The organism is Flavobacterium sp. OHVDL-2026-0007 (genome assembly GCF_059882335.1).
In genome coordinates, this window is sequence record NZ_CM187612.1 from 66,098 (window position 1) to 80,874 (window position 14,777).

Genomic DNA, 14,777 nt, shown 5'->3' on the forward strand with positions numbered 1-14,777 from the left:
ATGTAGAGTTTTTTAAGATTAGATGTATCAAATTTAATAAAAAAAAGAGAGGTATTTATTACCCTTGTAATAAATACCTCTCCTTAATTATTTAAGACTGTTTTGATTAGCTCAAAAGGGTGATAATTTGTTGTGCTAATTCAGTTCCAATTCTATCTTGTGCTTCACCAGTAGCGGCTCCAATGTGTGGAGTTAATGAGATTTTAGTATGCATTAAAATCGCCATTTCTGGTTTTGGTTCGTTTTCAAAAACGTCTAATCCTGCAAAAGAAACTTTTCCTGAATCCAATGCTTTTACTAAAGCTACTTCATCAATAACACCACCACGAGCGCAGTTTACGATTCCAACTCCGTCTTTCATGATTTCTAGTTCTTTCTCTCCAATGATATAACCATCTTGAGCAGGAACGTGTAAAGTAATGAAATCTGCTTCTTTGAATAAAGATTCTAATGATTGAGAAACGATAGTAGTAGTGATAGATTGACCATCAAAAAATTCTACTTTTACGTCTACTGTAGGGATAAAGCTATCGGCAGCGATTACTTTCATACCTAAACCTAAAGCCATTTTTGCTGTAGCTTGACCAATACGACCAATACCTACAATTCCTAAAGTTTTACCTCTTAATTCAGTACCATTTGCATAGGCTTTTTTCAAACCATCAAAGTTAGTATCTCCTTCTAAAGGCATATTTCTGTTAGAATCATGTAAAAAACGAACACCATTAAATAAGTGTCCAAACACCAATTCTGCTACAGACTCTGAAGAAGAAGCTGGAGTGTTGATCACATGGATCCCTTTGCTTTTAGCGTAATCAACATCGATATTATCCATACCAACACCACCACGACCAATAACTTTTAATCCAGGGCAAGCATCAATAATATCTTTACGTACTTTAGTTGCGCTACGAACCAAAACTACGCTTACGTTGTTTTCGTTAACAAAATTAGCTACTTGTTCTTGAGCTACTTTTGTAGTTATAACTTCAAATCCACCTTTTTCTAAAGCTAGAATTCCACTTTTAGAAATTCCATCATTGGCTAATACTTTCATTTTGTGTTGTGTGTTTATGTGTTTCATCCTGCAATGGCAAAGATTAGAGGATGAACATATGTTATCATTTTTTCTTTTTTAATACAAAGTAGTATTGCTTATACTTTGCTCTCTAGTGCTTTCATTACGTCAACTAAAACCTGAACACTTTCGATTGGCATAGCATTGTAGATAGAAGCTCTGTAACCACCAACTGAACGGTGACCTGGCAATCCTGAAATTCCAGCTTCTTTCCACATCGCATCAAAAGTAGCAGTATGATCTGCATTGTTCAATAAGAAGGTTACATTCATATTCGAACGATCCTCAGTAGCAGCTGCTCCTTTGAATAAAGGGTTTCTGTCAATTTCAGCATAAAGTAAAGCTGCTTTTGCGTTGTTTAATTTTTCAACAGCAGCAACTCCACCTTTATTTTTGATCCATTGTAGGGTTAATAACGAAACATATACAGCGAAAACAGGAGGAGTATTGTACATACTTTCTGCTTTAATATGTTTAGCGTAGTCTAACATACTAGGAATTGTTTTTCCGTTTTTTCCTAAAATATCTTCTTTGATTACTACCAAGGTAGTTCCAGCAGGACCCATGTTTTTTTGAGCGCCAGCATAGATTAAATCAAATTGAGAGAAATCTAGGTCACGAGAGAAAATATCAGAACTCATATCGCAAACAACAGGAATGTTCGTTGCAGGGAATTCTTTCATTTGAGTTCCAAAAATCGTGTTGTTACTTGTACAGTGAAAATAATCAGCATCACTAGGTATTGCGTATCCTTTTGGAATATGGTTGTAATTTTCTTCTTTTGAAGATCCTACGATAACAGTTTCTCCAAAAAACTTAGCCTCTTTTATGGCAGCAGTTGCCCAAGTTCCTGAATCTAAATAAGCGGCTTTTCCGTTTTCTTTCATCAAGTTGTAAGGAGCCATTAAGAATGCTGTACTGGCACCACCTTGTAAAAATAGAGCTTGGTATCCTTTTCCTGTAAGGCCTAATAATTCTAGAGCAAGGGAACGAGCTTCGTCCATAACGGCAACGAAATCTTTACTTCGGTGCGAAATCTCCAAAATAGATAGTCCTGAATCATTAAAGTTTAAAATAGCTTTTGATGCTTGCTCAAAAACTTCTTGAGGTAAAATACTTGGTCCTGCGCTGTAGTTGTGTTTTTTCATGGTTGTTGTTAATAGTCCAAAAAATTAAAGATGCAAATTTCGGCAATAGGAGCTGAAAAACCGATAAATTATTCGAAATAATTGAACATATTTTTACTTTGTTGTTAACAAAAACGTTATAGTATCTATGTTGTCTGCATAATCCCATAATTGAGGATTTTGAGTTTGCCCAAAAGAAATGCTGTTTTGGATTAAATCCTTACTCACAATGCATTGAATTTGTTCGGTATCCTTTTCAAGACGTGTTTGTAAATCGTCGATGTTTTCATAAAATTCATAAAAGACACTTGAAATGGGAGAGGCGTAACTCGGATCTTCTTTTAAAGTCAAAAAGCCATTGTCTAATAATTTGAAATTACTCATTAGAAAAACCGCTTTGTTGTAATCGTAATTATTGGCGTATTTCTCGTAGTGAATTACCTCTTGGTATTTAAAAATAGCTTGAAAAAAAGCGTCAAAAGTATAGCCTTTGGGAACAAAAAGTTTAGAGACATTACGGCAACCCAATCCAAAATACCTAAAAATATCTTCGCCCAAAGCTTCTAACTCTTCGTGGGTTTCTTTTCCATTTAAAACCGCTACAGAGTTTCTGTTTTTGCGAATAATCGACGGTTTGTCTTTAAAATAATATTCAAAATAGCGCGCTGTATTGTTACTTCCAGTGGCAATTACGGTGTCGAAGTTTTCTAATTTACCTTCCGCAAAACTGATGTACTCTTTTAAGCTTTCGTTGGTGAAAATTAAATATTTGGCTAGAAAAGGCAATAAATGTTGATCGTTTGAAGAGGTTTTTATCAAGGCCTTGTTCCCTGTGATTAAAACGCTGAGGAAATCATGGAATCCAACTAAAGGAATGTTTCCTGCTAAGATTAAAGCAACCGTTTTGGTGTTTTTCTGCTCTTGAGCAGCGTCGAATGAATAGGCGCAAAGCCATTTGTCAATGTTTTCTTCTGTTAAGGCAGTGGCCCATGATTTTATAGCAAAATACACTTGTTCAGGTGTATACCATCCATTGTGTGATTGTGATAAATGTATCAGTTTGATAAAATCTTCAAAAAACAAGTCATTCCCTAAAACCGATTCATTTTTAGTGTTTTCTTCTTCAGAAAATTGACTTAAAAATCGACCTAGTGCTATAAAAGATTGTTTTTTTTCGTTTTGTAACATAAGTAATTTGTTTATGAAAGGTTTTGATTGTAATTTTGCACAAAAATAAGCTATATTAAGTTATAAGGCAAAGCAGAATAAGATGTTTGACATTTTTAACGTAAATCCTGTAACTTTTAACTCATAACCAAGAATAAAATGGCAATAATTATAACTGACGAATGCATAAACTGTGGGGCTTGTGAACCAGAGTGCCCAAATACAGCAATTTATGAAGGAGCTGATGATTGGAGATATAAAGATGGAACTAGGCTTTCAGGTAAAGTAATTTTACCAGACGGAACAGAAGTGGATGCAGAGGATGCTCAAACACCTATTTCAGACGAAGTCTATTATATTGTTCCAGGAAAATGTACAGAATGTAAAGGATTCCACGATGAGCCTCAATGTGCTGCTGTGTGTCCTGTAGACTGTTGTGTTCCTGATGAAAATCATGTAGAAGATGAAGAGACTTTATTAAATAGACAAGCGTTTTTACATAACGAATAGTCTTTTTAAAGAAAATAATAAAATCCTGAGTGTTGAGCTCAGGATTTTTTTTGCTTTATATCAAACGGGTTAAAGTTTTTTTTTGGATTTAAAAAGTAAAGCCTAGACGTGCATAATAATAAGCTCCGCTGAAGCCCATTTGAACAGCATCCCAATAACCACCAGCTTCGGTATTGCCTTGTTCGTCTTGTTTGCTTGGGTATACATTGAAAAGGTTGTTGCTTCCAACACTTAGTTTTAAATGCTCGCTCAATTTATAACCTAGGGTTAGGTCTGTCACCAATCTAGGGTTGTAAATATCCTCTTCGTCTGCATAATCCACTAAAACAACTTTGCTGAAACGAGTAAAGGCCAGACCAGCATCGAACTTATTGATACTGTAGTTTAAGTTTAAGCCCAGTTTGCTATCAGGGGCAGAGGATAATAAAAAGGCTTTTTCACGGTTTCCAAAAAAGGTAGCTTCATCAAGGGCGCCACTTTTTACGCGGTCAATTTTCATATCATTAATGTTTCCTACGAAGGTGGCTCCCAATTGTGAGGCTCCGAATCTTTTCTTCCAGGCAAAAACTAAATCTAAACCATGTGTTTTGGTATCCACACCATTAACGAAAAACTGTGCTTCAGAAACACCAAGATTTAAGGCACTGGCATCGAAGTAACCCGTTAAAACGATACGGTCTTTTACTTTGATGTAATAACCATCAACTGTTGCGGTGAAATCGCCGAAGGTAGCAGTGAATCCTAAAGAAGCGTTTACCGCTTTCTCTTCGTTTAATTTTTGAATACCAAAAGCTTTGGTAACCGGGCTGTTGTTAGGGGCCAGTAAAACTTCGGTAGCGCCACTAGCATTGAAATTTGTAAAACGTAAGTTATAATAAATTTGAGCCAAAGATGGGGCGCGGAAACCTGTGCTTACAGAGCCTCTAAAATTAATATGATCGCCGGCTTTAATTCTAGCAGCTAATTTTCCGTTTACCGTACTACCAAAATCGCTGTAGTTTTCAAAACGCACGGCACCGCTTAGTAAAAAGGCTTCTGTTACGTCTAATTCAGCATCGGCATATAAGGATAAGTTGGTACGGCTTTTGTCTACTGTATTGGCAGGACTGTATCCAGGAAAACCTTGCGAGCCACCCGGTCTAGGGATTGTTGGGGACGAAGTAGGGTCTGTTGGATCGTAGTCAGGATTTGGAACGCTAGGCGCGCTTTGGTTAGCGGGATCAGTTATGGGTCTTCCGCTGGTATCATAAGTGGCATAAGAACCTTCTTCTCCAGAAAAAATAGTAAACTTTTCTGTTCTGAATTCTGCTCCAAAGGCTAGATTTAAACCGCTTAATACGGTGTCGTAGTTTTTAGAGAGATCAAAATTGGTGGTATTTTGTGCTAAACTATGTCCTCCAGCGTCAAATTCAGTTGGAGATTTATCTTCTAATGAAGCATTGATAGTCCCTTTTATAAAATAATGAAACAAATTTTTTCCAAAAGTGTTGCTTAGGTCAATGTTCCATCCGCTATTGGTTTTGGTTCTAAATCCAGCCGCAACAGAATTGTCTATAATATTAGAAGTTATTCGGGGCGTGTAACCGCCTGGATATACCGATTCTACCACTCTTTCTCCATCATTTCGAGTAAAAGCATAAGCATCGGTATCCCTGTAATTTCTGCCTCCAAAGGCATAAAACTCCGTTTTGTCGGATATCGGAATAGCCATATTGGCAAAAAGGTTGAAACTTTGGATCTCGGCATCTCCAAATCCTTTTCTGAAGTCATAGGCAGGACGAAGTGTTTTGTTTTTGTTGATGTATTCTGTAGTGAAATTAACAAAACCTCCTTTGTCGCCAAGGGCAACACCGTAATTGGCGGCTACTTTTACAGAACCACCGTCAAGAGATTTGTTTTTTCCATAAGAGTTTCCATTGCCATTTTGGTCCAATCTAAAATCGGTTGTATTGGGTGTTCCAGGTAAAAAATCTCCTTTGGCATGACTGTTAAAAACACCATAGGTAACCGATCCAGTTAATTCATCAACTGTGTCATTTAAAACAATATTGATAACCCCAGCAATGGCATCAGAACCATATTGTGCGGCTGCACCATCTCTTAAAATCTCAATGCGTTTGATGGATGAAGCAGGAATTGCATTCAAGTCTGTTCCTGTATTTCCTCTCCCACGGGTGCCAAATAAATTGATCAGGGAGGATTGATGTCTTCTTTTACCGTTGATCAAAACCAATGTTTGATCAGGACCTAAGCCTCTTAGAGAAGCCGGATCTACGTGGTCAGCGCCATCTGAACCAGATTGTTTGTTGGCATTAAAAGAAGGTGCCACATATTGGAGTAATTGGTTGATTTCTAATTTACCACTTTGGGTAGTGACGTCTTTGACATTAATAACGTCAATGGGTACTGCTGAATTGACCACGGTTCGTTTGCTGTTTCTGGAACCGACCACCACGACGTCGTTTAAAACTTGTCCACCACTTTGGTCTAAAGTGATGTCGGTTTGGCTGTTTGTGGCTTGTTTTTCTTGGGAGGTATAACCTACATAGCTAAAGATTAAGATGGCTCCCTCTTGTACTTTGATGATGTAACCGCCTTCAAAATCGGTAGATACGCCATTTTTGGTTCCTTTTTCCAGAATGTTTACACCGGGTATCGGTGCTCCTGATTTGTCTTTTACCACACCAGTGATTTGTTTTTGAGCAAAAAGAAAGACTGTGTTGAGTAGAAATAATAATAACGTAATCTTTTTCATGGTTGTTTGAATTTGGTTTAATGTTTCGTTGGCTATAGTGTTAAAAGTAATTATTTTTAACAAAATATTAGTAAAAAGTTTTATTTTTTTTAAGAGATCGGATAAAAATAGATTAATCGTCAATTTTACTTCGCTTACGAGCTATTAAATCTTATATTTGCAAAATTTTAAAGCCAAAATTTTTCATTTTGGAGAAAAAAACAAATACAAGAAATAAATCATAATCCATTAAAGCTATGCTTGATATATTCGAGTAATAGGATCGATGGAGAAACCTGAGTAATTCAGGATCACATATAAATAAATAGTAACTACATATGAAAGCAGGAATTGTAGGATTGCCAAATGTTGGAAAATCAACATTATTTAATTGTTTATCTAATGCAAAAGCGCAAAGTGCTAACTTTCCGTTTTGTACTATTGAGCCTAATATTGGTGTTGTAAACGTTCCAGATCCAAGAATCAACAAATTAGAAGAATTGGTAAAACCAGAGCGTGTTCAAATGGCTACTGTGGATATCGTAGATATTGCAGGTTTGGTAAAAGGAGCAAGTAAAGGGGAAGGACTTGGGAACCAATTTTTAGGGAACATTAGAGAGTGTAATGCTATCATTCACGTGTTGCGTTGTTTTGATAACGATAATATTGTTCACGTTGATGGGAATGTAAATCCAATTCGTGACAAAGAAACTATTGATATTGAATTACAGTTAAAAGATTTGGAAACGGTTGAAAAACGTTTAGAAAAAGTAAATCGTGCCGCTAAAACTGGAAATAAAGAAGCGCAAACTGAAAAAGCGCTTTTAGATAGAATCAGAGAATCCTTATTGCAAGCTAAATCGGCTCGTACAATTACACCTCAAGGTCTTGATGAAGAAGTGTTGATGGAATCTTTTCAATTAATTACGGCTAAACCCGTTTTATACGTTTGTAATGTGGATGAAAATTCTGCAGTAAACGGAAATAAATATGTAGATCAGGTTCGTGAACTAGTAAAAGACGAAGAAGCTGAAGTGATTATCCTTTCAGTAGGAGCAGAGGCTGATATTACAGAATTAGAAAGTTATGAAGAACGTCAGGTTTTCCTTGAAGATATGGGATTAACTGAGCCAGGAGCATCTGTTTTAATTCGTGCCGCTTACAAATTACTAAAACAACAAACTTATTTTACTGCAGGAGTAAAAGAAGTTCGTGCTTGGACGATCAATATTGGATCAACAGCGCCACAAGCCGCTGGAGTTATCCATACTGATTTCGAAAAAGGTTTTATTCGTGCAGAGGTAATTTCATACGAAGATTACGTGCATTACGGTTCAGAAGCAAAAGCGAAAGAAGCGGGTAAATTTAAAGTAGAAGGAAAAGAATATATCGTAAAAGATGGTGATGTAATGCACTTCCGTTTTAACGTATAGTTTTTTAATCGATTATAAAATACAAGAAACTGCTAAAGAAATTTAGCAGTTTTTTTTATGCTCAAAAGAAATGGATGACTCATTTGTAGTAGTAAGGTTTGGAAAGGAGTCTGCGATTAGGTTTTAAATCTTTTGGTGGGCAACGATCCTTTTTAAAAGAGGATTGATGGTAAAAATGTAAGACTTGTCTAAAATGTAAGAAGCTAATCGATATATTAATCCGTAAATTTGATAGAACTTCAAAAGTCAAATTCATGGAACATCGTACTGTTTTATCTTCAGCTTGGTATTTGCTAAAAACAACTTTCTTTGAGTTTAATGAGGATAATGCCATTAAGTTAAGTGCTGCATTATCATACTACACCATATTTGCATTACCGCCATTATTGATTATCATCATCACGATTTGTGGTTTCTTTTTTGGAGAAGAAGCGGTAACAGGGCAGTTATATGGACAAATAAACCGCTTAGTAGGTCATGATGCTGCCATTCAGATACAAGAAGCTATTAAAAATGTGCAACTATCGGATAGCAATGCTTTTGTAACGGTGTTTGGGGTGCTGATGTTGTTGATTGGAGCTTCGGGCGTTTTTGCTGAAATTCAGAGTTCAATTAACTTTATTTGGGGACTTCGAGCCAAGCCCGACAAAGGGTTTAAGAAATTCATTCAAAATCGAGTGATGTCTTTTTCTATGATTGTTACGGTCGGTTTTTTAATGCTGGTGAGTTTAATGATGAATGCGACTTTAGATATTTTGAACGATCAACTAGAATTGTACCTGCCTCAAAGTACGGTGTATCTTTTTTATGTGATCAATATCGTTATCGTTTTACTGAGTATTACTTTACTCTTTGCGCTTATTTTTAGAACACTTCCTGATGGAGTTATAAAGTGGAAAGATGCTTTTATTGGTGCGGGCTTTACGGCTGTCCTTTTTATGATGGGTAAATTTGCTATTGGATTTTATTTAGGGAATTCAACAATAGCGAGTGTTTACGGAGCAGCGGGATCGGTGATTATTATTTTAGTTTGGGTGTATTATTCGGCTATTATTTTGTATTTCGGGGCCGAGTTTACTAAAGTATATGCCAAATCATACGGAGGGAAAATTGCACCAAACGAGTACTCGGTAGAAATAAAAAAAGCCATTTTTGAAATTAAGCAATAATTAGGATTACCGCAATTTTTTATGGAGTTCACTGATTTCTTTAAAAAAACGTAAATTTAAGGCATGTAATTTGTCCTTGATAAACACCTAGTTTTAGATCTAACACAAAAAAAATAGAAAATATGAAAATTATAGCCTTTGGAGCAAGCCCTAGCCAACATTCGATCAATAGACATTTTGCTACTTATGCAGCTAGTTTATTTGAAAAAGCGGATGTGGAAGTTTTAGATTTAAATGATTATGAGATGCCTTTGTTTAGCGTCGATCTTGAAAAGCAAATCGGTCAGCATCAACTGGCTAAGGCTTTTTTAGCTAAATTAGGTACTGCAGATATTTTAGTGGTTTCTATGGCGGAGAATAATGGAAATTATTCAGCTGCTTTTAAAAACTTGTTCGACTGGTGTTCCAGAATAACTAAGGAGATTTTTCAACAGAAAACAATGTTGTTACTGGCTACTTCTCCAGGGGCTAGAGGGGGCGCTTCTGTCTTGGAAATTGCCCATACTGCCTTTCCTAGATTTGGCGCGCAAATAAAAGCCACTTTTTCGTTGCCAAGTTTTGAGGCTAATTTTGACTTGGAGGAAAATAAAATCTCGAATACGGAGTTAGATAAAGAACTCAAAGCTATTATTAAGTCTAGTTTTTAACTCATGAACCTAAGAAGGATCGTTTTTGTCTTGTTTTTGCTGACTATTTTTTGTCGTGAGGGGCTTTATGCGCAAAAATACAATGCCATTGATAAGGTGGTGCTGACGTATCCTAAACATTTTAATTCCACTGAAGATCTAGCGCAAAGAATTCAAAAAGATTTTAGATCGGATTATGATAAAGCCAGAGCGATTTATAGTTGGATTGCACTCAATATAAAATATGATTACCAGGCCTATTTGAAACCGCCAGAAGTGGTTAGTTTTAGTTATCGAACGGAAGCCGAAAAGCAAAATCAAATCGCTTTAATAAAGGAGAAAACCTGGCAAAAGGCTTTTAATTCTGATAAAGCGGTTTGTGAAGGATTTACCCTGTTGTATCAGCGTTTAGCTGCGCTAGTGGGTTTGAAATCTCAGGTAATTCGCGGTGATTCCAAACGAGCATTAAGTGATATTGGTCGGGAAAAATCATATTCCAATCATGCTTGGAATATTGTTGAGGTAGATGGGAAATGGTTATTGCTGGATGTGACTTGGGGGCAGGGGTATTACGATACCAATAGAAAAACAATGGTGAATCATTTTACTTCTGTTTATTTTGATACAGACCCGAAGTACTTTTTTGCCAAACATTTTCCAGATTCAGGTACCTACTTAAACAGGAAACTAAATAAGGACGATTTTCTCAATGGACCACTTATTTTTGATCAAACCATTGCAGGCGACTATGAAATCATGAAGCCTAAATCTGGAGTAATTCAAGCTCAGGTAGGGGATAGATTATTTTTTAAAATTAAAAATATATCAAAATCGGATCGATTGTATTATGTCAATAAAAAGCATCAAGGGGTTAAAATAGACAAGGCAAAAGAAGTGAATGGTGCTTTAGAATTTGAACTTACTTATGATCGAAACATGGGCAGTTTTATCACTTTTTTTCTCAATCAGAACAGCATAGCCGCTTTTAAAATCGTTTCCAAATAGGTTATATTGCTGAGGGTTTGCCTTTGCTAGTGTGCTTCTTTTGTCGAATTGCCGTATCTTAGGCCTTTGAAGATAAATAAACGATATAGCCATTAGTATATGGAAACAACTTTGCTGAAATCAATTTTAGATAATGATTTCTATAAATTCACAATGCAACATGCTGTCATAAAGCTTTTTCCTAAAGCGAAAGTGCGTTATGCTTTTATCAATAGGGGAAAACATGCTTTTCCTGCTGGTTTTGCCCATTTATTGCGTCAAGCTGTTAACGCCATGGCTGATTTGCGATTGACCAAGGAAGAAAAAGAATATTTAGCCAAGCATTGTGCGTATCTAGATCCCACTTATTTGGATTTTTTACAAGGTTATAGTTATGATCCGACAGAGGTTGAGATTTCGCAAGAAGGGGCTGATATAAAAGTGACTATTGAAGGATTCTGGTATCGTACTATTTTATGGGAAGTACCCTTGATGGCACTGATTTCAGAACTCTATTATAAATCGAATGCTTTAATTCGATTAAATGACCAAGCCATAATTCAGCTGACCAAAGACAAAATTGATAATTACAATAAATTAGGGGTTGCCGTTTTAGAATTTGGCACCAGACGACGTCATTCTTATGATGTTCATGTTTTGGTGAATGAAACCTTGCGCACTTTTGGAGCGGAAAGTTTTATAGGGACGAGTAATGTGCATTTTGCCATGACTAATAATAAGCGTCCTTTAGGGACACATGCTCATGAATGGTTTATGTTTCATGCAGGGCAATATGGGTTTAAAATGGCTAATTTGATTAGTTTAGAGCATTGGACCCAGGTGTATGGTGGCGATCTCGGTATTGCCTTAACCGACACCTATACCACGGCTGTATTTTTCGATCAATTTGATAAAAAGTATTCTAAACTTTTTGATGGTGTTCGACACGATAGTGGAGACCCTGTAGAATTTGCCCAAAAAGTAATCGATCATTATAACAGAATGGCGATCGATCCAAAGTATAAAACGATTGTTTTTTCGGATTCACTCAATTATGATAAAGTAAAAATCATTGCGGATTTTTGTAGAGATAAAATTAAAATGTTATTTGGTATCGGAACGAATTTTACCAATGATGTAGGTTTGCCATCGATGAATATGGTGGTTAAATTAACCGAAACTATGCCTGATAATTCGCATTGGCAAGGGGTTGTAAAACTGTCCGACGAAAAAAATAAGACTACGGGAACGCCCGAAATGATTGCTTTAGCGAAAGAAGTACTCGGAATTAAATAAGATTATTTTGATCAAAAGCTGATTTTTTTTATTTTTAACGCTTGTTTTTTTTGATAATCAATTTAAATGGGTTTTAAAGCTGTTTTTATTGATAACTTTAAAATGATACGCTTTTATTTTTTACCTAGAAATGGTACATTAGCCAAAAATCCAAGTCATTTATGCTAGAGCAAAATCAATATACCGAAGATAACATTCGATCACTCGATTGGAAAGAACATATTCGTATGCGTCCCGGAATGTATATCGGGAAATTGGGAGATGGATCTTCGCCAGATGATGGTATTTATATCCTTTTAAAAGAGGTTTTAGACAACTGTATCGATGAGTTTGTAATGGGGTCAGGAAAGACGATCGAAGTGACCATTAGAGACAAAACGGTTACCGTTCGTGATTATGGACGTGGAATTCCGTTAGGAAAAGTAGTCGATGTTGTTTCTAAAATGAATACAGGAGGAAAATACGATTCTAAAGCCTTCCAGAAATCGGTAGGTTTGAATGGAGTCGGAACAAAAGCGGTGAATGCATTGTCTAATTATTTCCGAGTAGAATCGGTTCGTGATGACAAACAAAAAGCGGCAGAATTTTCAGCAGGAAATCTAGTTTTAGAAGAAGATGTAATTGATACAACCAAGCGAAAAGGGACAAAAGTAACTTTTACGCCTGATGAATCGATCTTTAAAAACTACAAATTCCGTATGGAATATGTGATCAAAATGGTTAAAAATTATTGTTATCTAAACAATGGTTTGACCATCATATTCAACGGAGAAAAATACCTTTCGGAAAATGGTCTTAGAGATTTATTAGAAGAGACCATTAGTGAAGAAGATTTAGAATACCCAATCATTCATTTGAAAGACAACGATATTGAGATTGCTTTAACACACAGCAAAACACAATATAGTGAAGAATACCATTCTTTTGTCAATGGACAGAATACAACACAGGGAGGAACGCATTTAGCAGCCTACAGGGAAGCGATCGTTAAAACCATCCGTGAGTTTTACAACAAAAGTTTTGAAGCCTCAGACGTTCGTAAATCGATCGTGAGTGCGATCAGCATCAAGGTAATGGAGCCGGTTTTTGAATCGCAAACCAAAACCAAATTGGGTTCTATGGATATGGGATCCGATGATGGAACGCCAGCAGTATCTGTACGTACTTTTGTTAATGATTTTGTGAAAAATAAATTAGATAATTATTTACATAAAAACCCTCCGACAGCAGAAGCCTTATTGCGTAAAATTTTGCAAGCGGAAAGAGAGCGTAAAGAATTGTCAGGTATTCGAAAACTGGCAACAGATCGAGCTAAGAAAGCCAATTTACACAATAAGAAATTAAGAGATTGTCGTGCACATCTACCCGATACCAAGAATCCTAGGAATTTAGAAAGCACCCTTTTCATTACCGAGGGGGATTCGGCTTCTGGATCTATTACCAAATCGCGTGATGTGAATACTCAGGCCGTATTTAGTTTACGTGGTAAGCCTTTGAATTCTTATGGGATGAGTAAGAAAATTGTGTACGAAAATGAAGAATTCAACTTACTTCAAGCTGCTTTAGATATTGAAGACGGATTGGAAAAATTACGCTACAACAATATCGTAATTGCAACCGATGCCGATGTCGATGGAATGCACATTCGTTTGTTATTGATTACTTTTTTCTTGCAGTTTTTTCCTGAATTAATCAAAGAAGGGCATTTGTATATTTTGCAAACCCCGCTTTTTAGGGTTCGAAATAAAAAAGAAACCATCTATTGTTATTCGGATGAAGAAAGAAGAGAGGCCATTGAGAAATTAAAACCAAAACCAGAAATCACCCGATTTAAAGGTTTGGGAGAGATTTCACCAGATGAGTTCAAGAATTTCATTGGAGAAACCATTCGATTAGATCCAATTATGATGGACAAACACACCTCGATTGAGCAATTATTGTCTTTTTATATGGGTAAAAATACACCAGACCGACAAGAATTTATCATTAAGAATTTGAAGGTCGAATTGGATGCTGTAGAAGAAGTTTAAAGATTAAATAAAAATAATATTGGCAAACGATCTTCAAAATAAGGTTATATTTCAACTATGACGCGTACTTATTTTGAAATTGGAAAAATAATTGTTGAAGAAGAGCAAAACGGAAAGAATCGTGCTGAATACGGAAGGAAACTATTAAAAGGTCTTTCTCAACAATTAACAGGAGAATTTGGGAAAGGTTTTTCGGTTGATAATTTACAGAATATGAGGAAGTTGTACTTGGCTTATTCAATTTCTGAGACGATGTCTAGTATTTCTGAAAATCAAGACAAAATAGAATTACTTTTGATGATAAACATTTCAGAATCGATTTAGTTTTTTACAATGGAATATTAAGATGTTTTGTTCTTATTGATTTGAAGATTGGGGAATTAAAACATCAGGATTTGGGGCAGATGCAAATGTATGTCAATTATTATGATAGAGAAATGCGTTTAGACGATGAAAACAAGACTATAGGAATTGTTCTTTGTCAAAATAAAAGCGAAGCTTTAGTAAGATATACTTTACCAGAAAACAATGAGCAAATTTTTGCGAGTAAATATAAAACCGTTTTACCGAGTGAGGAAGCTTTAAAAGAGCTAATTCAAAAATAGATAATATCAAATTTATAA

At 35.9% G+C, this 14,777-nt stretch carries 13 protein-coding genes; 9 read left to right on the forward strand and 4 right to left on the reverse strand.

All coding sequences use genetic code 11. From position 1 onward, the window contains the following. Positions 1–106 precede the first annotated feature (106 nt). The 3 genes from AC51AA_RS00305 to AC51AA_RS00315 form a co-directional block, all read right to left on the reverse strand. The gene (locus AC51AA_RS00305) at positions 107–1,057 is read right to left on the reverse strand and encodes a D-2-hydroxyacid dehydrogenase (RefSeq protein WP_500703748.1); all 951 of its coding nucleotides are present in this window, start codon (positions 1,055–1,057) and stop codon (positions 107–109) included. 98 nt (positions 1,058–1,155) lie between these two features. Further along, the gene (gene serC, locus AC51AA_RS00310; protein ID WP_500703749.1) at positions 1,156–2,226 is read right to left on the reverse strand and encodes a 3-phosphoserine/phosphohydroxythreonine transaminase; all 1,071 of its coding nucleotides are present in this window, start codon (positions 2,224–2,226) and stop codon (positions 1,156–1,158) included. Positions 2,227–2,319: 93 nt separating this feature from the next. Continuing rightward, entirely contained in the window at positions 2,320–3,393 is a 1,074-nt protein-coding gene (locus AC51AA_RS00315; RefSeq protein ID WP_500703750.1) for an acyl-CoA reductase, read from the reverse strand. A 138-nt stretch (positions 3,394–3,531) separates the two neighbouring features. On the opposite strand from AC51AA_RS00315, the gene AC51AA_RS00320 reads away from it, so the two are divergent. Continuing rightward, on the forward strand, positions 3,532–3,882 hold the full coding sequence (locus tag AC51AA_RS00320) for a 4Fe-4S dicluster domain-containing protein (protein ID WP_500703751.1): 351 nt from the start codon (positions 3,532–3,534) through the stop codon (positions 3,880–3,882). Between the two features lie 88 nt (positions 3,883–3,970). Here AC51AA_RS00320 and AC51AA_RS00325 read toward each other — a convergent pair whose 3' ends face one another. Continuing rightward, the gene (locus AC51AA_RS00325) at positions 3,971–6,637 is read right to left on the reverse strand and encodes a TonB-dependent receptor (RefSeq protein ID WP_500703752.1); all 2,667 of its coding nucleotides are present in this window, start codon (positions 6,635–6,637) and stop codon (positions 3,971–3,973) included. 317 nt (positions 6,638–6,954) lie between these two features. Between AC51AA_RS00325 and ychF the strand changes: the two genes are divergently transcribed. From ychF to AC51AA_RS00365, 8 genes are all read left to right on the forward strand, one after another. Further along, positions 6,955–8,049, forward strand: coding sequence for a redox-regulated ATPase YchF (gene ychF, locus AC51AA_RS00330; RefSeq protein WP_500703753.1), 1,095 nt, complete (start codon positions 6,955–6,957; stop codon positions 8,047–8,049). 254 nt (positions 8,050–8,303) lie between these two features. Then, the gene (locus AC51AA_RS00335; protein WP_500703754.1) at positions 8,304–9,218 is read left to right on the forward strand and encodes a YihY/virulence factor BrkB family protein; all 915 of its coding nucleotides are present in this window, start codon (positions 8,304–8,306) and stop codon (positions 9,216–9,218) included. Between the two features lie 122 nt (positions 9,219–9,340). Continuing rightward, complete coding sequence (locus AC51AA_RS00340) at positions 9,341–9,865, forward strand: NADPH-dependent FMN reductase (RefSeq protein WP_500703755.1); 525 nt, start codon at positions 9,341–9,343, stop codon at positions 9,863–9,865. A 3-nt stretch (positions 9,866–9,868) separates the two neighbouring features. Continuing rightward, a complete protein-coding gene (locus AC51AA_RS00345) occupies positions 9,869–10,849 on the forward strand; it encodes a transglutaminase domain-containing protein (RefSeq protein WP_500703756.1) in 981 nt (326 codons plus the stop codon). Between the two features lie 99 nt (positions 10,850–10,948). After that, complete coding sequence (gene pncB, locus AC51AA_RS00350; protein WP_500703757.1) at positions 10,949–12,124, forward strand: nicotinate phosphoribosyltransferase; 1,176 nt, start codon at positions 10,949–10,951, stop codon at positions 12,122–12,124. Positions 12,125–12,285: 161 nt separating this feature from the next. Next, a complete protein-coding gene (locus tag AC51AA_RS00355; protein WP_500703758.1) occupies positions 12,286–14,154 on the forward strand; it encodes a DNA topoisomerase IV subunit B in 1,869 nt (622 codons plus the stop codon). A 57-nt stretch (positions 14,155–14,211) separates the two neighbouring features. After that, entirely contained in the window at positions 14,212–14,478 is a 267-nt protein-coding gene (locus AC51AA_RS00360) for a DUF1016 N-terminal domain-containing protein (protein WP_500703759.1), read from the forward strand. Next, positions 14,469–14,759, forward strand: coding sequence for a PDDEXK nuclease domain-containing protein (locus AC51AA_RS00365; protein ID WP_500705662.1), 291 nt, complete (start codon positions 14,469–14,471; stop codon positions 14,757–14,759). Before AC51AA_RS00360 ends, AC51AA_RS00365 begins: the two co-directional genes overlap by 10 nt. Positions 14,760–14,777: the final 18 nt, after the last annotated feature.

What these genes read in the sequence shown, in the direction of transcription:
- AC51AA_RS00305 (WP_500703748.1), bottom strand. Translation starts at nt 1,057, where the DNA reads ATGAAAGTATTAGCCAATGATGGAATTTCTAAAAGTGGAATTCTAGCT.
- serC (WP_500703749.1), bottom strand. Translation starts at nt 2,226, where the DNA reads ATGAAAAAACACAACTACAGCGCAGGACCAAGTATTTTACCTCAAGAA.
- AC51AA_RS00355 (WP_500703758.1), top strand. Translation starts at nt 12,286, where the DNA reads ATGCTAGAGCAAAATCAATATACCGAAGATAACATTCGATCACTCGAT.
- pncB (WP_500703757.1), top strand. Translation starts at nt 10,949, where the DNA reads ATGGAAACAACTTTGCTGAAATCAATTTTAGATAATGATTTCTATAAA.
- AC51AA_RS00340 (WP_500703755.1), top strand. Translation starts at nt 9,341, where the DNA reads ATGAAAATTATAGCCTTTGGAGCAAGCCCTAGCCAACATTCGATCAAT.
- ychF (WP_500703753.1), top strand. Translation starts at nt 6,955, where the DNA reads ATGAAAGCAGGAATTGTAGGATTGCCAAATGTTGGAAAATCAACATTA.
- AC51AA_RS00360 (WP_500703759.1), top strand. Translation starts at nt 14,212, where the DNA reads ATGACGCGTACTTATTTTGAAATTGGAAAAATAATTGTTGAAGAAGAG.
- AC51AA_RS00325 (WP_500703752.1), bottom strand. Translation starts at nt 6,637, where the DNA reads ATGAAAAAGATTACGTTATTATTATTTCTACTCAACACAGTCTTTCTT.
- AC51AA_RS00320 (WP_500703751.1), top strand. Translation starts at nt 3,532, where the DNA reads ATGGCAATAATTATAACTGACGAATGCATAAACTGTGGGGCTTGTGAA.
- AC51AA_RS00345 (WP_500703756.1), top strand. Translation starts at nt 9,869, where the DNA reads ATGAACCTAAGAAGGATCGTTTTTGTCTTGTTTTTGCTGACTATTTTT.
- AC51AA_RS00315 (WP_500703750.1), bottom strand. Translation starts at nt 3,393, where the DNA reads ATGTTACAAAACGAAAAAAAACAATCTTTTATAGCACTAGGTCGATTT.
- AC51AA_RS00335 (WP_500703754.1), top strand. Translation starts at nt 8,304, where the DNA reads ATGGAACATCGTACTGTTTTATCTTCAGCTTGGTATTTGCTAAAAACA.